This window comes from Paenibacillus sp., from assembly GCF_031177825.1.
Taxonomy (GTDB): domain Bacteria; phylum Bacillota; class Bacilli; order Paenibacillales; family YIM-B00363; genus Paenibacillus_AE.
Window position 1 is genome coordinate 1 of record NZ_JAPSKE010000011.1, and the last position, 18,094, is coordinate 18,094.

16 protein-coding genes and 1 rRNA gene are annotated in these 18,094 nt (G+C 62.5%); 15 read left to right on the top strand and 2 right to left on the bottom strand.

The genetic code is table 11. From position 1 onward, the window contains the following. The 12 genes from rrf to RIN49_RS14430 all read left to right on the top strand — a co-directional run. A 5S ribosomal RNA gene (gene rrf, locus RIN49_RS14375) occupies positions 1 to 109 on the top strand; the annotation flags it as partial. Between the two features lie 124 nt (positions 110 to 233). Next, complete coding sequence (locus RIN49_RS14380) at positions 234 to 368, top strand: hypothetical protein (RefSeq protein WP_309120859.1); 135 nt, start codon at positions 234 to 236, stop codon at positions 366 to 368. A 79-nt stretch (positions 369 to 447) separates the two neighbouring features. After that, entirely contained in the window at positions 448 to 1,323 is an 876-nt protein-coding gene (locus RIN49_RS14385; RefSeq protein ID WP_309120860.1) for a manganese catalase, read from the top strand. A gap of 160 nt (positions 1,324 to 1,483) precedes the next feature. Next, complete coding sequence (locus tag RIN49_RS14390; RefSeq protein ID WP_309120861.1) at positions 1,484 to 1,615, top strand: hypothetical protein; 132 nt, start codon at positions 1,484 to 1,486, stop codon at positions 1,613 to 1,615. Between the two features lie 22 nt (positions 1,616 to 1,637). Then, positions 1,638 to 2,525, top strand: coding sequence for a carbohydrate ABC transporter permease (locus RIN49_RS14395; RefSeq protein WP_309120862.1), 888 nt, complete (start codon positions 1,638 to 1,640; stop codon positions 2,523 to 2,525). A 36-nt stretch (positions 2,526 to 2,561) separates the two neighbouring features. Then, positions 2,562 to 3,569 (top strand): glycoside hydrolase family 130 protein, encoded by a 1,008-nt coding sequence (locus RIN49_RS14400; RefSeq protein WP_309120863.1) that lies wholly within the window; start codon positions 2,562 to 2,564, stop codon positions 3,567 to 3,569. A 237-nt stretch (positions 3,570 to 3,806) separates the two neighbouring features. Beyond that, complete coding sequence (gene desA, locus RIN49_RS14405; protein ID WP_309120864.1) at positions 3,807 to 4,874, top strand: Delta(5) desaturase DesA; 1,068 nt, start codon at positions 3,807 to 3,809, stop codon at positions 4,872 to 4,874. Positions 4,875 to 4,895: 21 nt separating this feature from the next. Further along, positions 4,896 to 6,032, top strand: a complete 1,137-nt coding sequence (locus RIN49_RS14410) for a histidine kinase (RefSeq protein ID WP_309120990.1) — start codon at positions 4,896 to 4,898, stop codon at positions 6,030 to 6,032. Continuing rightward, complete coding sequence (locus RIN49_RS14415; protein WP_309120865.1) at positions 6,029 to 6,628, top strand: response regulator transcription factor; 600 nt, start codon at positions 6,029 to 6,031, stop codon at positions 6,626 to 6,628. The genes RIN49_RS14410 and RIN49_RS14415 overlap by 4 nt, the downstream gene beginning before the upstream one ends. A 16-nt stretch (positions 6,629 to 6,644) precedes the next feature. Then, complete coding sequence (locus RIN49_RS14420) at positions 6,645 to 7,430, top strand: sugar phosphate isomerase/epimerase family protein (protein ID WP_309120866.1); 786 nt, start codon at positions 6,645 to 6,647, stop codon at positions 7,428 to 7,430. A gap of 82 nt (positions 7,431 to 7,512) precedes the next feature. Next, complete coding sequence (locus RIN49_RS14425) at positions 7,513 to 8,109, top strand: Gmad2 immunoglobulin-like domain-containing protein (protein WP_309120867.1); 597 nt, start codon at positions 7,513 to 7,515, stop codon at positions 8,107 to 8,109. A gap of 145 nt (positions 8,110 to 8,254) precedes the next feature. Beyond that, on the top strand, positions 8,255 to 9,832 hold the full coding sequence (locus tag RIN49_RS14430; protein ID WP_309120868.1) for an ATP-binding protein: 1,578 nt from the start codon (positions 8,255 to 8,257) through the stop codon (positions 9,830 to 9,832). Positions 9,833 to 9,845: 13 nt separating this feature from the next. Here the strand turns inward: RIN49_RS14430 and RIN49_RS14435 are convergent, their stop codons facing one another. Further along, positions 9,846 to 10,763, bottom strand: a complete 918-nt coding sequence (locus tag RIN49_RS14435; protein WP_309120869.1) for an ArsR/SmtB family transcription factor — start codon at positions 10,761 to 10,763, stop codon at positions 9,846 to 9,848. Positions 10,764 to 10,938: 175 nt separating this feature from the next. Here RIN49_RS14435 and RIN49_RS14440 point away from each other — a divergent pair, with 175 nt between their 5' ends. Then, a complete protein-coding gene (locus RIN49_RS14440) occupies positions 10,939 to 12,693 on the top strand; it encodes a glycoside hydrolase family 2 protein (RefSeq protein ID WP_309120870.1) in 1,755 nt (584 codons plus the stop codon). A 49-nt stretch (positions 12,694 to 12,742) separates the two neighbouring features. Here the strand turns inward: RIN49_RS14440 and RIN49_RS14445 are convergent, their stop codons facing one another. Continuing rightward, positions 12,743 to 13,765: a LacI family DNA-binding transcriptional regulator gene (locus tag RIN49_RS14445; RefSeq protein ID WP_309120871.1), complete on the bottom strand. Its 1,023-nt coding sequence runs from the start codon at positions 13,763 to 13,765 to the stop codon at positions 12,743 to 12,745. A 106-nt stretch (positions 13,766 to 13,871) separates the two neighbouring features. On the opposite strand from RIN49_RS14445, the gene RIN49_RS14450 reads away from it, so the two are divergent. Both RIN49_RS14450 and speD read left to right on the top strand, forming a co-directional pair. Beyond that, complete coding sequence (locus tag RIN49_RS14450; protein ID WP_309120872.1) at positions 13,872 to 16,970, top strand: glycoside hydrolase 5 family protein; 3,099 nt, start codon at positions 13,872 to 13,874, stop codon at positions 16,968 to 16,970. Between the two features lie 238 nt (positions 16,971 to 17,208). Continuing rightward, positions 17,209 to 18,048, top strand: a complete 840-nt coding sequence (speD, locus tag RIN49_RS14455; protein ID WP_309120873.1) for an adenosylmethionine decarboxylase — start codon at positions 17,209 to 17,211, stop codon at positions 18,046 to 18,048. The last annotated feature ends 46 nt before the right edge of the window (positions 18,049 to 18,094 follow it).

An 18,094-nucleotide genomic window follows, 5' to 3' on the forward strand; every position in this document is an offset into this window, starting at 1 on the left:
TAATGGCGGAAGGGAACCACGCGTACCCATCCCGAACACGAACGTTAAGCCTTCCAGCGCCGATGGTACTTGGACCGCAGGGTCCCGGGAGAGTAGGACGTCGCCAAGCCGAGAAGCAAAGAATGCCTCAGAATCGAGCTATCGATCCTGAGGCGTTTTTTGTGTTATACCGAATACGTGATTAGGAAACTCTAAAGTCAACCCCGATCAAAATGGAAAAGAGGGATTGGCATATGGATAAACGGTCAGCCAAGAGGGACGACGTCCCGAAATCGGAACGGACAGGCGCCGCATGGTCGAAGAAGCCGGTGAAAGTCGACGGGATGACGGAAGCCGAAACGCAAACGAATGAATTCGGAAAGAAGTAATATCGCATAACGGACAACCGGCTTTTCGTAAAGATAGTATCTATAAGGTACTATCCTTCGAAGGGGCGGATGCGGAGAGATGTTCTTCCATATTAAGGAGATGCAATATCACGCCAAGCCGGAACGCCCGGATCCGGTGTACGCTAGAAAGCTGCAGGAAGTCCTCGGCGGGCAGTTCGGTGAAATCACGGTCATGATGCAATATTTATTTCAAGGTTGGAATTGCCGATTAGAAGGAAAGTACAAGGATTTGCTTCTGGACCTCGGTACGGAAGAGATGGCCCATGTGGAGATGTTGGCGACGATGATCGCGCGCTTGCTTGACGGCACCCCGGCCGATGCGCAGGAAGAGGCGGCGAAGCAGAACCCGGTGCTAGGCGCCATTCTCGGAGGAATGAATCCGCAGCATATTATCGTTTCGGGACTGGGCGCGATGCCCGCAGACAGCGTGGGGTATCCCTGGAATGCGAAGTATACGATCGCGAGCGGGAACCTACTCGCCGACTTCAGACATAATCTTGCCGCCGAATCGCAAGGCCGGCTGCAGGTTTGCCGATTGTACGAGATGACCGACGACCGCGGGGTCAAGGATATGCTGTCCTGGTTGATCGCCCGCGACACGTACCATCAGAACCTATGGATCGCCGCTATCGCCGAGCTCGAGATGCAGGAAGGCGACCCTGTCGTGCCGTCGACGTTCCCGAAGGAGCTTGAGAAACGGCAGGTGTCTTACACGCTCTTCAATCTTTCGGAAGGCGACGCGAGCGCGAACGGCCGCTGGGCGCAAGGGCCGAGCATGGACGGCGACGGCACCTTCAATTATGTCGCCCGCGCGGGAGCCTACGGCGAAAAATCCAGCCTGATGCCCGCTCCGCCGAACGTCTATGATACGCCGCCCTTGCCGGAAACCGGCCCGCTGCCCGTTCCTCCCAAGCAGCCTCCGATGAAGAAATAGTTCGGCTAAACGCTGATTGCCCATAATGAAACGGAAAAGTCCTTGCGCCTCAAGGGCTTTTTTCTTTTGGAAGCAAGGCAACGTTCAAACCATGGTACAATCCGGTTAATAAGCAGCGGTCCATGGACGATTCCTCTACGTCTATAAGCTGCTCTTCCCGGTGTCGACGGGGTCCGTCGTGGAGCAGCAGCTCGGCTACGGCAGCGCCGTCGGCTTCGCCAGCGCGATCATCGTGAGCGCATTGACGTTGCTCTATTTCTACGCGTCCCGTCGCCTGAATCAGGTGTATTGAGGAAAAAGGGGGAGTCAGCCTTATGCAGCAATTGACTGAACGGAAAAGCGAAGCGCGGCTGCGTCTCGCGCCGGGCCGGGCGTCGCGTCTCGCGGGCCGAACCGCCCTTTGGGCGTTCCTGCTCGCCGTCGCGGGCGCGGTCCTGTTCCCGGTCGTCGTCGCCCTGCTCGGCTCGTTCAAGACGAACGCGGAGCTGATCGCCGGCGGCACGTTCCTGCCCTCGGAGTGGCAGTTCGCCAACTACGCCTACGCCTGGAGGGAAGCGAACTTCGCCCGATATACGTGGAACAGCTTGTTCGTAGCCGCCGCGACGACGGCGCTGACGCTCTTGATCGCCTCCATGGCGGCTTGCGCGATCGATCGATTGCATTTTCCGGGGAAGAAGTGGTTCGTCGCCATCCAAGGCTTCACGATGTTCGTCTCGATCGGGGCGGTCGTGCTGCGGCCGCAGTTCGAATTGATGGTGTCCATGAAGCTCCATACGTCGCTGTGGGGCGTCGTCTTCATCCTGGTCAGCGCGCACGCGTCGCTCTTCTTCATATTGCTGAGCTATATGAAGTCGATTCCGCGCGACCTGGACGAGGCGGCGACGATCGACGGCGCGGGCTTCTGGCGGACGTACCGGTCGGTCATCCTGCCGCTGCTGCTGCCGGGTCTCGGCGTCGCCGGCTTGTTCACGTTCCGGGCGGCGTGGAACGAATTCATTCTGCCGCAGGTGTTCACGATGAACGCGCCGCAGCTGCAGACGCTTACCGTCGGGCTGGCCGCGCTTCGCTACGGCTCCTCGGCCGCGATGCAGACGCATATCATGCTGGCCGGCGCCTGCCTGTCGATATTGCCGATGCTGGCCGTGTACGCGCTGACGAACAAGACGTTCATGCAGGTGACGGCGGGATCGCTGAAGGGATAAGAAAGCCAGCGGATCGAGGAAGAAGGAGGAGAAGACATGGAATTGCCAGTTCGCGTCGGGCCGCTGACCTCGAGCCCGATCGTGTCGAGATCGCCGGCGAATCCGATATTGACCGCGGCGCAGGTGCCTTACGCTCCCGCGCTCGTCTTTAACGCGGGCGTCTGCAAATACGAAGGCCGGTACGTCATGGTGTTTCGCAACGACTACGGGAACGCGGCCGCGCATACGCTCGAGCCGCATCATACGACGAATCTCGGCCTCGCGTTCAGCGACGACGGGGTAGCGTGGCGCGTCGCGCCCAAGCCGATCTTAACGTGGAACGACGAGGAGGTCGTTCGCGTGTACGACCCAAGGCTCACCGTCCTCGACGGCCGGGTCTACCTGTGCTTCGCCGTCGATACGAAGCACGGCATCCGCGGCGGCATCGCCGTCACGGACGACTTCGCCTCGTTCGAAGTGCTCAGCTTGTCGCTGCCGGACAACCGCAACATGGTGTTGTTCCCGGAGCGGTTCGCCGGGAAGTACGTACGCCTCGAGCGTCCGTTCACCGTATACGGACGAGGCGGCGTCGACCGGTTCGACCTGTGGGCGTCGGATTCGCCCGATCTGAAGTATTGGGGCAACGCGCGGCTCGTGCTCGGCGTCGAGGACGTGCCGTTCGCCAACGATAAGATCGGGCCGGCCGCCCCGCCGATCAAGACGCCGCGCGGATGGCTCGCGTCGTTCCACGCGGTCGACCGGGACGATGCCCGCGGGAAGAACGGCTGGGAAGCGAGCTGGAAGAAGCGGTATACGGCGGGGATCATGCTGCTGGACATAGAAAACCCGCATCGGGTGATCGGCATGAGCCGCGAGCCGTTGCTCGCGCCGGAAGCGCCTTACGAGAAGGACGGCTTCCGGGGCGACGTCATCTTCCCCGGCGGCATGATCTTGGAGGAGTCGGGCGAAGTAAAGATCTATTATGGCGCCGCGGATACGGTCGAATGTCTCGCGACGGCGCACGTCGACGATCTCGTCGCGTCGTGCCTGGCCGGCGGCCGCTAGTTTTTCCCAATCAAGGGCTCCGACGGAGCGGCCGCGACGAAATACGGCTGCGCGCGGAGCCCTTTTTTTGGTAAGATGGAGGAGGACATGACATTTATCATACCCTCGTACTGACGTTTATGTCTTCTTCCGAACGGATGCATTTTCTAAAATGAGATTAGGAAAACTGCACCTATAGAAAACTATAGGAAGAGGCTCGGAGTTACTCCGCGCGTCGGAACGAGGAGGACACCTATCATGTCGCAGGACAAAACGAAAGTCGCACAACTCAAAAAGGAAATCGCTCCTTTCGAAAAAACGGACACGGCGAAGAGCGTCCGTCAAATGATGAACACGATCATTCCCTTAATAGCGCTCTGGTATGCGGCATACGCCGCTTTATCCGTATCGTACTGGCTGACGCTCGCGCTTGCGGCGATCGCCGGGGGCTTTCTGGTTCGCACGTTCATCATCTTCCACGATTGCTGCCACGGGTCGTTCTTCAAAAGCCGGAGGGCGAACGCGATCGTCGGCACGATCACGGGCATTCTTACGGTCGTGCCGTATGCGCAGTGGAAGCATTCGCATTCCGTCCATCACGCAACGAGCGGCAACCTGGATAAGCGCGGCGTAGGCGATATGTGGGTCATGACCGTCAAAGAATATGCCGCCGCGTCGTTCTGGCGCCGTCTGGCGTATCGATTGTACCGAAACCCGCTCGTCATGCTCGGCCTCGGGCCGGCGTTCACGTTCTTGATCGAATACCGCTTTAACCGTCAGGGCGCCCGATGGAAGGAACGTCTGAACGTGTACTTGACGAACGTGAGCATCGTAGGATTGTACGCGTCGCTGTGCTGGGCGATCGGTTGGGAAGCGTTCCTGCTCGTGCAAGTGCCGGTGTTCCTGGTATCGGGAATGGCCGGGGTATGGCTGTTCTACGTGCAGCACAACTTCGAGGATTCGTATTTCGAGCACGAGAGCGAATGGAGTTACGTACAGGCGGCCGTCGAAGGCAGCTCTTACTATAAGCTTCCGAAGCCGCTGCAGTGGATTACGGGCAACATCGGCTTCCATCATGTGCATCACTTAAGCCCGAAGGTGCCGAATTATTATTTGGAACAGGCGCACAACTCGACGCCGCCGCTGCAGCAGGCGACGACGATCGGCGTCTCCGAAAGCTTGAAGTCGCTATGGTTCCGCCTCTGGGACGAAGACGCGAAGCGATTCGTCGGGTTCCGCGAAGCGAAGCTTAAGATGCGCGCCGCGGCAGCGGAGGTCGCCAAGGTCGGCAACAATCCGATGCGTCCCAAATTGCAGCGGGAATAGCCGGCGGGAGGAGGAGCGGACATTTCCAAGTGGAGCCAATTTTTCATTAAAAACACCGGACTCGGCCCATACGTATGGGTCGTGTTCTACATTCTGCCCTTTTATTTCATTATCCGTTCCTCCTCGCCTTACGAAATCGCGCTGGGCATCGGATTGATCGTATTGTTCTTCGCTTGTTACGTGATGGCGTTCGTCTCGAAGAAAGGGTGGCTCGTCTTCTTCTGGACGAGCGTGCAAATTCTCATCTCCATCGTCATGACCGTGCTGTTCGGCTATGTGTACTTCTCGTTGTTCCTGGCGTTCTTCATCGGGAACCTGCAGAACCGCGTCGCTTTCTTCACGTTCTATACGATTCATCTGATCAGTACGATCGTGACCGTCAACATCGGCTTCGCGACGAAAAATCCGATCTTCATCACGCAGCTGCCGTTCGTGCTCGTCTGTCTGATCGGCGTCGTCCTGCTTCCGGTCAGCACGCATAACAAAAATCGGCAGGATAAGCTGGAGGGCCAGTTGGAACATGCGAACAAGCGCATCTCCGAGCTCGTCAAGCTCGAAGAGCGTCAACGCATCGCCCGCGACCTGCACGACACGCTCGGCCAGAAGTTGTCGCTGATCGGGCTGAAGACCGATCTCGCCGGGAAGCTGATCGACCTCGACGCGAAGCAAGCGCGCGCGGAGCTCGACGACATCCGGCAGACGGCGCGGACGGCGCTGAAAGAAGTGAGGGAGTTGGTCACCTCGATGCGCGGCGACCGGGTGGAAGACGAGTTGTTCCGCGTCCGGCAAATCCTGAAAGCCGCCGAAATCGAGCTGCGGCTCGAAGGAGACCCGACGCATCTGGATACGTCGCTCATGATCGAGAACGTGCTCAGCATGTGCTTGAAAGAAGCGGTCACGAACGTCGTAAGGCACAGCAAGGCGTCGGTATGCACGATCGCCTTCGAGCCGTCGCGCACCGAGCTCGTCTTGCGGGTGTCGGACAACGGCGTCGGCATGGCGAAAAACACGGTTCGCGGCAACGGCCTGCGCGGCATGCGAGAGCGGCTCGAATTCGTGAACGGATCGTTCGACATCGAGTCCGTTCAAGGGACGACGGTCGTCATCCGGGTGCCGAATATGCCCAAGCCGCCGGAGAAGGAGGAGATTCGCGCATGATTCGCATCGTGATCGCGGAGGATCAACGGATGATGCTGGGCGCGCTCGCCTCCTTGCTGGATCTCGAGCCCGACATGAAGGTCGTCGGTCGGGCGAACAACGGCGAGGAGGCCGTGCGTCTCGTGAAGGAGCATCGGCCGGATATATGCGTAATGGACATCGAGATGCCGGCCAAGAGCGGCCTCGAGGCGGCGGAGGAGCTGAAGGGGAGCGGTTGCAAGGTCGTCATTTTGACGACGTTCGCGCGTTCCGGGTATTTCGAGCGGGCGCTCAAGGCGGGCGTCAGCGGCTATTTGCTGAAGGACAGTCCGATCGAGGAACTGGCGGACTCGATCCGCAGCGTCATGTCCGGACGGCGCATCTACGCGCCCGACCTCGTCGACGATGCGTACGCCGAGAGCAATCCGCTCACCGAACGGGAAACCGAGGTGCTCGAGCTGATGGCCGACGGGAAAAACACGAAGGAAATCGCGAGCCAGCTGTTCATTACAACCGGCACGGTGCGCAACTATATTTCCGTCATTCTCGACAAGCTCGACGTCGGGAATCGGATCGAAGCGATCAAGCGGTTCAAGGACAAAGGATGGTTCAAGTAGGGGAGGAGCGGCACGAATGATTCGCACGGGATTGGTATCGATTACGTTCCGGTCGCTGTCGCCCGCGCGCGTCGCCGCGCTCGCGGCGGAGGCCGGATTGGAAGCGATCGAATGGGGCGGAGATATTCACGTCCCCCACGGCGACGTCGCCGCCGCTCGCGAAGCGGCGCGTTGGACGCGGGAGGCCGGGCTGGCGGTCGCATCCTACGGCTCGTATTACCGGCTCGCGGCCGGGGCCGAGCAATCGTTCGACTTCGACGACGTCCTATCGACCGCGCTCGCGCTCGGCGCGCCGTCGATCCGCGTCTGGGCGGGCGATCGCGGCTCGGAAGGGGCCGACGACGCTTGGCGCGGGCGGGCGACGGCCGACGCGCGGCGCATCGCGGAAGCGGCGGCGCGCGAAGGCGTGCTCGTCTGCCTTGAGTACCACGCCAGGACGTTGACCGATACGTGCGATTCCGCGATTCGCTTGCTTCGAGAAGCGGACCATCCGAACTTGCGCACGCTGTGGCAGCCGGCGGTCGGCGGCTCTCCCGATCGGCTGCTCGAGGAGCTGCGGCGGCTGGCGCCGTGGCTCGAATACGTGCACGCGTACCATTGGGAGGGCCGCGAACGGCGTCCGTTCGCCGAAGGCGCCGAGGAGTGGCGCTTCTACCTGGAAGCGTTGAACGCGCTGCCCGGCGACCGATTCGCCCTGCTCGAGTTCGTGCGGGACGACGCCCCGCCGCAGCTCGCGGATGACGCGAAGGCGCTGCGGCGGCTCGCGGCGGACGTATCCGGACAGGCGGGGTATAGCTTGTAGCCGCGCGAAAATCCGCGGAACCCGAACCATCGTCATGCGGTCGGCGAAACCGAACTACAATAGTAGCGGGAGGGATGACTGCATGAGCAGGTGGAGACGATACCGGGGCTTCGCTGCCGGCGCGCTCGTCGGCGGCGCAATGATGACGGCGTGGCCGACGCTGGCGGCGACGGTGAAGCAAATCATCGCGACGGAAGCGAACTATTCGGCGTACGTAAACGGGGTTCCCTACATAGAAGGGGATCGGCCGCTTCTCAACGTCGATGGCGGCACGTACGTGCCGCTGCGCGCGGTCGGCGAGCTGCTCGGCGCGCAGGTGGAGTGGAACGAGGCGACGCGGGAAGTGCATATCGTTCGAGAGGCCGACGAGACGGGCAACGTCGCCTTCCGAGCCGTGACCGTATCCGGTTCGGACGGCAGCTACACGGTTCGCGGCGAAGCTCGCGTGTTCGAAGCGACGCTGCAATACGCCGTGTCGGACGGCCACCGATACTTGCTCGAAGAGACGGCGCAGGTGCGCGAAGGCGCGCCCGCGTGGTCGGCGTTCGAGCTGAAGATCGCCGTCCCGGCGTCGCAGCGGCCCGCGAACGGGACGCTTATGCTCGAGCTGTTCGAGTACAGCGCGAAGGACGGCACCAAGGTCAACGTCTGGACCGTGCCGCTCGAAACCTTCCCGTAAGCGAAGGAAGAAGGCTGTCCTAGAGCGCTTAGCGTTCGGGGCAGCCTTCTGTGCGGAAAGCTCGAACCATCGCATGAAGGATTCCGCCTCGGCAGGGAGAATGTTACATGGTAGACATCGATGACGAAAGGATGGACGAACGAGCATGAAACCGACGGAACTGTTGACGGAATCCAAAGCTCGTTGCATCCGGTCGGGGCTGGATCCGGGGGAGCTCCCCGCATTCTCGGATCGCGTGACCGCCTCGGAGCTGCAGGCTAGAAGAACCGCGTTTCAAGAAGTTTTGGATGTGACGAATTGTTTTATCGATAAATTTCTGTCCGCCGCGCCGGACGATCCGTTGCTCATACTCCTCACGGACGCCGAAGGATGCGTGCTGGCGCTGCGAGGCAACGCCGCGATGGAACGGCAAGTTCGACAGTTCGGCATCGAAGAAGGCGTGAAATTCACCGAGGACATGGGACCGAGTTCCATCGCATTGTCGCTGAGCTGCGGACAACCGGTGTTGCTGCTCGGGGAGGATCACTTTCACGAGGCGCTGTACGACGTAGCTTGCTGCACGGCGTTGTTGCGCCGCGACGCCGGCGCGACGCCTGCGGGGACGCTGACGTTCATGACGGAGCTCGCCGACGCGCATCCCCATCTGCTCGCGCTGCTGTGCGCGACGGCGGATTCCATCGAGCGGGAGCTGCTGCAGCGCAGGCGCAACGAACAGCTTCACATGCTGAACCAAGCGCTCATCGAGAACAAGCATTATGGCGTCGTCGTGACCGATGGGGCGGGCGTCGTCGTCGAGTGTAACAAGGTAAGCGTCGGCATGCTCGGTCCGGCGCTCGGGCCGGGCGTCTCGGCGCTCTCGTTCGAGCCGATCGCGGCGATGTTCCGTCACGTGCTCGAGGAGCGAACGGAACGCATGGGCGCGGAGCTCGCGTTGACGGGGCGGGAGCCGTTCGAACGCGCGATGCTGGACGTCGTGCCGATCTTCGACGGCGCCGGCCGGCTCGTGCGCGTCTTCGGCTTGCTGCGGGACATGACCGAGCGACATAAGACCGAGGAGTTGCTGCGCAATACGGAGAAGCTGGTCGTGGCCGGACAACTCGCGGTCGGCATCGCGCACGAGGTGCGCAACCCGCTGACGACGGTCAAGGGATTGCTGCAATACTCTAAGTCGTTCGCCGAGCCGGCGTATTACGACTTGATCATGTCGGAGCTGGACCGGATGAATCTCATCGTCAGCGAGTTCATGATACTCGGCAAGCCGGAGGCTCCGTCGCATCGTCCGATCGACGCTATGGCCGTGCTGCGGGAGCTGCTGGCCATATTCGACACGCAGGCTTCGCGGAACGGGGTGGAGATCGTGACGACGGGGGTTGACGAACTGCCGCTCTCCGGCGATCCGAACCAGCTGAAGCAGGTGTATTTGAATGTATTGAAGAATGCGATGGACGCGCTGCCCTTCGGCGGTCGCATCGACATTCGGTTCGAGACGTCCGGAGGCGAGCGGCGCATTCGGTTCGCCGACGACGGCGAGGGAATGTCCGAAGAGACGCTGCGCCGCATCGGCGAACCGTTCTTCACGACGAAGCCGGAGGGTAACGGACTCGGCATGATGATCGTGAAGCGGATCGTGGCGTCGCACGGCGGTCGCCTGTCGATCGAAAGCGAGGTCGGCCGCGGGACGGTCGTGGAGCTGGCGTTTCCGGGCGAGGGACCGGCGGAATAACCCGTTCTACCGGCTACGCGTACGTCAGCGACACATGGATGTCCTGGTTATAGTTGCCGAAGCCCTTCCCGAACAGCGTAACCCCGCCGACGTGGCGCGCCGTCTCGAGGGCGGCGATGCGGAACGAGATCGTCTCGCCGTAGGCGAGCCCGAGCGCGTCGAGCGTCACGTCCGACAGGCGGACGCCGTCGATGTAGGCGCCCGTCGGCCCGACGGACAGCGTCTTCAGCAAGCCGTACTGCGAACGGTTGATCCACCACTCCGGCGTATAGACCCCGCGCGTCTCCCCGAAATCGCCCGGACACGTCCACGTGCCGAGCAGAAAATCGTTCACGTAGAAGCTAATATCGGAAGGCCAGTTTTCGTTGAAGCCCGGCGCCTCCGAGCAGATTTCCAACGAGATGTCGAGGCTGAGCGCCGTCTGATTCCGCAGCAAGTAATTCGGTATGCGGTATTCCACGAAGCCGCTGCCGAACCAAAGATGGCTCGCCTTCACATGCTCCGGGTCGGAGAAATACCGCGGATCGTCGACCATGCCGATCATGCCGTGCTCCGAGGCGAGGCCGCAGGTCGGCTTGACCGCGCAGCTCGAATATTGGCCGACCGGGAGCGACACCTCGTACCGGTTGGCCGGGGCGAGGCGCCGTTCCGCGGCAGGTCCTTGCTTCAGGACGAGCGTCAGCTCGTCCAGCGCGATCCGGCACAGCTTCTGCATGCCCCGCTTGCCCGCGATCGACTCGGTGACGAGAAGTCCGGCTTCCTCCATTTTCTGTACATGCTTCGTTACGATCGCGGAGGACAAGCCCACCGCGTCCGCCAGCTCCTTAATGTTCATCGGCCGTTCGTTCAACAGCTCGATCATGCGAAGCCTCGTTTCGGACGAGAAGCATTCGAAGATCGCTAAATTCGTACGATCCGCTTGCAGCCGCACGGACACCCCTCCTGTCGTTGCAGCGACCCTTTTTCGCAATTATATAACTTAACAGTTAACTAATCAACTTGTATGTTGACGAAATGAATAGGTGCGATTACAATTGGGTTGGAAACGTGAACTCGTTCATTAATTGCTTAACCATTATATTTACGAAAAGGGAGCTGTTTCGAAGATGACGTCGCCAAGACCGGATTATCCGCGCCCGCAATTCGTGCGGGACGCTTGGGAGAGCTTGAACGGAGAGTGGGAGTTTGCGTTCGACGACGCGCGCGTCGGCCTGTCGGCCAAGTGGCAGAAGGGAGAGACGCCGCTCGACAAGCGGATACAAGTGCCGTTCTCGTTCGAGAGCCGGCTGAGCGGCATCGGCGAGACGGGCTTCCACGACGTCGTCTGGTACCGGAAGTCATGGAAGGCGCCGGCTTCGTTCGCGGGCAAGCGGGTGCTGCTGCACTTCGGCGCAGTCGATTACGAGTCCAGCGTGTGGGTGAACGGCGAGCTCGTCGCGACGCATCTCGGCGGCCACACGCCGTTCTCGGCGGACGTCACGGAAGCGCTGCGCGCGAGCGGCGATAACGTGATCGTCGTGCGGGCGGAGGACCGCGGGAAGGACTTGTTCCAACCGCGAGGCAAGCAGTTCTGGGAAGAGAAATCCCGCGCCATCTGGTACACGCGGACGACGGGCATCTGGCAGTCGGTGTGGGCGGAGGCCGTATCGCCGATCTACTTGGAGAAGGTGAAGTACGCGCCGGACATCGATACGAACGAAATTCGCATCCGCGCGTTCGTGAACGGGCCGATCGAGGGCCGGGACGTGCTGCTGCGGACCGTCATCACGTTCCGGGGCGAATTCGTGGCGGAGGACCTCGTCCGCGTCCGCAATGCCGAAGAGAGCCGTCGGGTGAAGCTGCCCGGCTTGAACGATCACGGCATGGACCGGCTGTGGTCGCCGGACCGGCCGAACCTGTACGACGTCGCATACGAGCTGCTCGTCGACGGCGCGTCGGTCGACCGGGCGACGAGCTATTTCGGCATGCGCAAGGTATCGATCGAAAACGGGAAGTTCAATTTGAACAACCGGCCGTACTTCATGAAGCTCGTGCTCGATCAAGGCTACTTCCCGGACGGCAACTTGACGCCGCCGAGCGACGAAGCGATCAAGCGCGACGTCGAGCTGACGAAGGCGATGGGCTTCAACGGGGCGCGGAAGCATCAGAAGGTAGAGGATCCGCGTTATCTGTATTGGTGCGACGTGCTCGGGCTTCTCGTCTGGGGCGAGATGGCGAACGCCTGCGACTTCTCGGAGACGTATTCGCGCCGCATGACCGCGGAATGGCAGGAGGCGGTCGAGCGCGACTACAACCATCCTTGCATCGTGGCGTGGGTGCCGATCAACGAAAGCTGGGGCGTGCCGAACATCCAGATCGACGAGCGGCAGCAGCAGCACGCGCTGGCGATGTACCATCTGACGAAGTCGCTCGACCCGTCGCGGCCGGTCATCTCGAACGACGGCTGGGAGCTCGTGAAGACGGACCTGTTCACGATTCACGATTACGAGTCGCGCGAAGAGGTGCTCGAGCAGCGGTACAGCACCGTGGAGAGCGCGGTGAACGCGATGCCGGCGAACCGTCGGCTCAGCGTCGGCGGCTTCGAGTACGAGGGGCAGCCGATTCTCGTCACGGAGTTCGGCGGCATCGCGTTCAAGAAGAGCGATTGGGAAGGCTGGGGGTATTCCGGCGCCAGCGACGACGAAGATTTCTTGAAGCGGCTGCGCGCCGTCATCCAGCCGCTCCGCCGCTCCGGCGTCGTGCAAGGGTACTGCTATACGCAGCTTACCGACGTCGAGCAAGAAATCAACGGCCTGCTTACGTACGACCGTACGCCGAAGGTGCCGCTCGAGAAAATCAAAGGAATTTTGGACGCGAGGTAGGACGCGTCGGACCGCAAGGCGGCATGCCGCCTTGCGGTTTTTTTTGCGTTTATCCGGACGCCCGGGGGACGAGCCGCGCGGAAAGCAGAATCTTCTCCGGCTGCTCCCCGGGCTTCTCCTTCCGCCGGGCGAGCTGTTCCGCAGCGCGGCGGCCGAGCGCTTCCTTGGCGAGCTCGACCGTCGTGAGCGGCGGGTCCCCGGCGGCCGACGCTTCGACGTTGTCGAAGCCGGCGACGGCGCAGTCGTCCGGGACGCGCCGGCCGGCGCGGCGAAGCCCGCGCAGCGTCTCGAGCGCGATATGGTCGTTCGCGCAGACGAACGCGTCCGGCAGCTCGCCGGCGCCGAGCGCGGCCAGCGTCGCATGCAGGCCGTCGGCCCAGCGGGGCTCGGCGTACGGCACCGTCCACTTGCGCAGCCGCGCGCCTTTGGCGCCGCCGAAGGCGTCGATCGCCTGCCGGCAGCCGCGCCAGCGTTCCCGGAAGCTCGGCGCGAACGCGTCGTCGCCGACGAAGACGAACGAGCGCCGCCCGGCGAACAGGAGATGGTTCGTCAGCAGCTCGGCGCCGTCCGCGTTGGCGTTCAAGACGGCGTCGGCCCGGACGAGCGGCTCCTCGTGGTCGAGCAGCACGAGCGGCCCGCCCATCGCCTGCACCGAAGCGAGCGTCTCCGCGGACAGCGTGCCGACGGCGATGTGGCCGATGCACGCCTCGCGGTCCATGTAGGCGGGGAACGTCGGCGGGGCGTCGGGTCTCGGCGAGACGACGGCGTGTTCCCAGCCGAGGTCGCGGCAGGCCGTCGTCACGCCCGTCAGCAGGCGCGCCCAGTAGGAGGATTCGTTTTGCATCGTCGGATCCATCCAAATTAATGCGTATGCAGACCCGTCGTTCCGCTCGGCCGCTTCCGCCTCGGGGGCGCCCTTCGGCAGCCGGTAGCCGAGCGCGCGCGCCGCGGCGAGGACGGAGCGGCGCGTGTCCTCGCTGACGCCGGGCTTGCCGGACAGCGCGCGGGAAACGGCGAATTTCGAAAGGCGCAGCGAATCGGCGATCGTCTGCATGGAGACGCGTCGAGACATCGAATTTCCTCCTTGACGGTTTGTTAGGTTGTCACTAGAATAAAGCAAATTTCAGCTAACGACAACCTAACGAAACTAACGATAAGACATTGGGAGGGCATGATTTATGGTGGCTGCCGGCAAGAAAGTAGTTTTCTACGACGAGACGTTCCCCTATGACGGAACGAGACCGGACGAAGCGCAGCGAAGCGGCATCGGCGCATGGGGATTGATCGTCGACGCCGAGGGGATCGCCGAAGCGTTGGCGACGGCGGACAGCTTCGTCACGTTGCACGGGCCGTATTTTCCGAAGGCGGTTTGGCCCGAGCTGCTGGCGTATCTCGAGCGCGGCGGCGGGCTCGTCCTGCTCGGCGGCGCGCCGTTCCGCATCCCGGTCTACCGGGAAGACGGCGCGTGGAAGACGGAGCGGGAGCAGACGGCGTATCACCGCCAGCTGCTGATTCACGAAGCGCTGCGGGTCGACGGCTCGCGGGCGGCGTCGCTTCGGGCGAACGAGGACATCCCGCTGCTGAGCGGGCGCGAATCGCTGTTCGACGTCGCGGATACGTACGGGTTCATCCTGCATGTCACGCGTCAGAGCGACAACCCGCACGAGCACGGCTCGGCCGGTCCGATGGACGCGCGCATCTATCCGTTGCTGACGGGCGTCTCCGCGGACGGTCGGGAGACGGCGGCGCCGGCCGTGCTGATGGAGCATGCGAAAGGCGCGTACGCGGGAGGACGATGGGCGTTCGTCAGCCAGCCGATCGGCGAGCGGTTCTGGACGCAGGGCGGCGCGGCCGCGCTCGCCGACTGGGCGGACTTCGTCTCGAAGGGCGTGACGGAGCTGTGGCTGAAGCCCGGGTACGGCAGCTACGAGCCCGGGGAGCGGGCGAGCTTCGCGCTGCAGGCGCAGACGGTCGGCCGCGCCGCGCCGCGGACGTGGACGTTCCGCTGCGAGGCGTCGCTCGAGCGGAACGGGCAGGTCGTCCCGGCGTGGGAGCGCGAGTGGACGCTTCCCGTCGACGGCGGGCTGCGCTTCGAACGGTTCGCGACGCCCGATCTCGTGGAGCCCGGTCGGTACAGCGTCGTCTGCGTGGCGACGGCGGACGACGGGGAGCGGCGCGTCCTTCGGCAAGGCTACTGGGGCATGGATCGCGCGCTGCTCGAGGCGGGCGAGCCGCTCGCCGTCGGACGCGACTATTTCGTCAAGAACGGCAAGCCGCTCCCGATCGTAGGCATGACCTATATGACGAGCGACGTCGCGCGCAAGTTCTTGTTCCTGCCGAACGTCGAGGCATGGGACCGCGATATGGCGCAGATGAAGAAAGCCGGCATCAACTTGATTCGAACCGGGGTTTGGACCGCATGGCGGCAGATGATGTTCGCCGACGGCCACTTCTCCGAAGAGGTGCTGCGCGCGATCGACGCGTTCGTTCTGACGGCGAAGAAGCACGAGCTCGAGGTGACGTTCAACTTCTTCTCGTTCACGCCGGAGACGTGGGAGGGGGCGAACCCGTACCTCGACCCGCGCAGCGTAGAGGCGCAGAAGCGGTTCATCCTGTCGGTCGTCTCCCGCCATCGGACGACGACGAACGTGCAGTGGGATTTGATCAACGAGCCTTCGATGTTCGACCCGAAGCGGGTGTTCTCCGGGCCGGCCTCCGCCCGCGACCGCTTCGAGCAAGCCGCGTACGTCGAGTGGCTGAAGCGGCGCCACGGCTCGATCCGGCTGCTGCAGGAGCGCTGGAACATGACGCCGGCCGAGCTGCCGAGCTTCGAAGCGGCGCGGCCGCCGGAGCGGGACGACATCAACTTCCACGTCCAAGACGTGGGACGCGCGAAGAAGGGGCTCGTCTGGCTCGATTATGCGCTCTTCACGATGGAGATGCACAACCGATGGGCGCGAGAGCTGGTCGGCGCGATCAAGGCGGCCGCGCCGCACCAGCTCGTCACCGTCGGGCAGGACGAAGGCCTTGCCGGCGGGCGGCCGTCGCCGTTCTTCTACGCGGAAGCGGTCGATTATACGACGGTCCATACGTGGTGGATGATGGACGCGCTCGTGTGGGACGGTCTGTTTACGAAGGACGGGCTTAAGCCGAATCTCGTTCAGGAAACGGGAATCATGTACGTCGAAGCGGCGAACGGCTTTGCGAAGCGCTCCGAGGAAGAGCTCCGCAACATTCTCGAGCGGAAGTACGCGTACGCGTTCGCGACGGGCGGCGCGGGCGCGGTGCAGTGGATTTGGAATACGAATTACTTCATGGACAACGTGAACGAGTCGAACATCGGCGCGCTGCGGGCGGACGGCACGGAGAAGCCGGAGGCCGACGTCTCCTACGACTTCGGCGCGTTCGTCGGGAAGACGGGGGAGAGGTTCGAAGGCCGCGCGCTCGAGGAGATCGCGGTCGTATATCCGTATTCCAACGACTTCTCGAATCGGAAGTTCTCGTACGACGCGACGACGAGGCTGACGCGGGTGCTCGCGTACGAGATGAAGACGCCGTTCCGCGGCGTGTCCGAATACCATCTGGACCGGACGGAGGGCGAGCGGCCGAAGCTGTGGATCGTGCCGAGCGCGCATAACTTCAGCGACGAGGCGCTCGCCGCGTTAGCGGAAGACGTCCGCGCGAACGGAGGGACGGTGCTCCTGACGGGGCCGATCGGACTGGACGCTTACTGGGGACCGACCGGCCGCTTCGCCGACGTCGTCGGTCCGACGGTCGTCGAGAACGTGCTTCGCGAAGAGCGTCTTACGATCGACGGCCGCAGCTACCCGGCGTCGTTCGGCGGGGCGGGCATCGCGTCGCTCGCGAAGGAGCGTCCCGAGAGCGAGGGCGAGCTCGCCCTCCGATCGTACCCGCTCGGGAAGGGAACGCTGCTCTGGTGCCCGCTGCCGATCGAGCTGAACGAGCGGAGCGACGTCCTGCGCGCGGTATACGCGAAGGCGATGCAGGAAGCCGGGGTCGCCGCGGAGCTGGAGTGGGAAGCCGGCGGAGACGCGCCGGGCGTATACGGCCGCAAGCTGACGTTCCGAGACGGGGCGCTGTTCGTCTTCGTCTCCGAATCGGGCGCGGACGCGGACATCCGGGTGAAGGATCCGGCGACGGGCCGGCGCTATGCGTTCGCGCTGGAGCGGGAGCGGAGCGTCTTGTTTTTCGTCGGCCGGGACGGCGAGGTCGAGGCGGCGTATCGGCCGCATCAAGTCCGGATCGACGTGGAATAATCTATATCGCATTGCAGAACGGCTCGGCCCTTATATGGCCGAGCCGTTTGCGTTGCCGGGACAGGGGGCGTGCTCCGGGCTCTTCTCCGGCGGTAACGGCCCGTTTGCGGAGGCGCGCCTTCCGCACCATAGGAGCGTGTTCTGGTCGGTAAAGCGAATGAGCGGGAACGGGGGTAAGAGGAGACGCTCTTGGGCAAACTGGTAATTAAAGGACTACCAGGAACAAGGAGCGGACCCGATGACATTATCCCCATTAACGCACGAGCAGCGCGTCACCTTGCACGGCTTCAACAATTTGACGAAATCGCTGAGCTTTAACATGTACGATATTTGTTACACGGAGACGAAGCAAGAGCGGGAGGCGTATCTCGAGTATATCGACGAGCAGTACAATTCCGACCGCCTGCGCATGATTCTCGGCCATGTCGCCGAAATTATCGGCGCCCACGTGCTGAACGTGGCGCAGCAGGATTACGTGCCGCAGGGCGCGAGCGTGACGCTGCTCGTCTCGGAGGGACCGGTGGTGGAGGTACCGAACGAGTCGTACTCCGAATCGCCCGGTCCGTTGCCGGAATCGGTCGTCATGCAGCTCGACAAGAGCCATATTACGGTGCATACGTACCCCGAGTACCACCCGGACGAGGGGATCAGCACGTTCCGAGCCGACATCGACGTCTCGACGTGCGGGGAGATCTCGCCGCTGAAGGCGCTCAACTTCCTGATCCATTCGTTCGACACCGACATTATGACGATCGATTATCGGGTGCGGGGCTTTACGCGGGACATCGAAGGGAACAAGCTGTTCATCGATCACGACATCAGCTCGATTCAGAACTACATCCCGGAGGAAGTCAAAGAGGAGTTCCACATGATCGACGTGAACGTGTACCAGGAAAACATCTTCCATACGAAGTGTAAGCTGAAGGAGTTCGACCTGAACAATTACTTGTTCGGGTATACGAAGGAACGGTTGACGCCGGAGCAGGCGGAGACGATCGAAGATCGGCTGCGGACGGAGATGGACGAGATTTTCTACGGTCGGACGATTTCGAGCGGCTCGATCGATCAGGTGCAATAGGCGGAGAGGACGAGACGGAAAGGCTCCTCTCCTTTTCGCGAGCTGC

Coding starts and splice junctions, on each gene's coding strand:
- RIN49_RS14380 (WP_309120859.1), top strand. CDS start 234: ATGGATAAACGGTCAGCCAAGAGGGACGACGTCCCGAAATCGGAACGG.
- RIN49_RS14385 (WP_309120860.1), top strand. CDS start 448: ATGTTCTTCCATATTAAGGAGATGCAATATCACGCCAAGCCGGAACGC.
- RIN49_RS14395 (WP_309120862.1), top strand. CDS start 1,638: ATGCAGCAATTGACTGAACGGAAAAGCGAAGCGCGGCTGCGTCTCGCG.
- RIN49_RS14400 (WP_309120863.1), top strand. CDS start 2,562: ATGGAATTGCCAGTTCGCGTCGGGCCGCTGACCTCGAGCCCGATCGTG.
- desA (WP_309120864.1), top strand. CDS start 3,807: ATGTCGCAGGACAAAACGAAAGTCGCACAACTCAAAAAGGAAATCGCT.
- RIN49_RS14415 (WP_309120865.1), top strand. CDS start 6,029: ATGATTCGCATCGTGATCGCGGAGGATCAACGGATGATGCTGGGCGCG.
- RIN49_RS14420 (WP_309120866.1), top strand. CDS start 6,645: ATGATTCGCACGGGATTGGTATCGATTACGTTCCGGTCGCTGTCGCCC.
- RIN49_RS14425 (WP_309120867.1), top strand. CDS start 7,513: ATGAGCAGGTGGAGACGATACCGGGGCTTCGCTGCCGGCGCGCTCGTC.
- RIN49_RS14430 (WP_309120868.1), top strand. CDS start 8,255: ATGAAACCGACGGAACTGTTGACGGAATCCAAAGCTCGTTGCATCCGG.
- RIN49_RS14440 (WP_309120870.1), top strand. CDS start 10,939: ATGACGTCGCCAAGACCGGATTATCCGCGCCCGCAATTCGTGCGGGAC.
- RIN49_RS14445 (WP_309120871.1), bottom strand. CDS start 13,765: ATGTCTCGACGCGTCTCCATGCAGACGATCGCCGATTCGCTGCGCCTT.
- RIN49_RS14450 (WP_309120872.1), top strand. CDS start 13,872: ATGGTGGCTGCCGGCAAGAAAGTAGTTTTCTACGACGAGACGTTCCCC.
- speD (WP_309120873.1), top strand. CDS start 17,209: ATGACATTATCCCCATTAACGCACGAGCAGCGCGTCACCTTGCACGGC.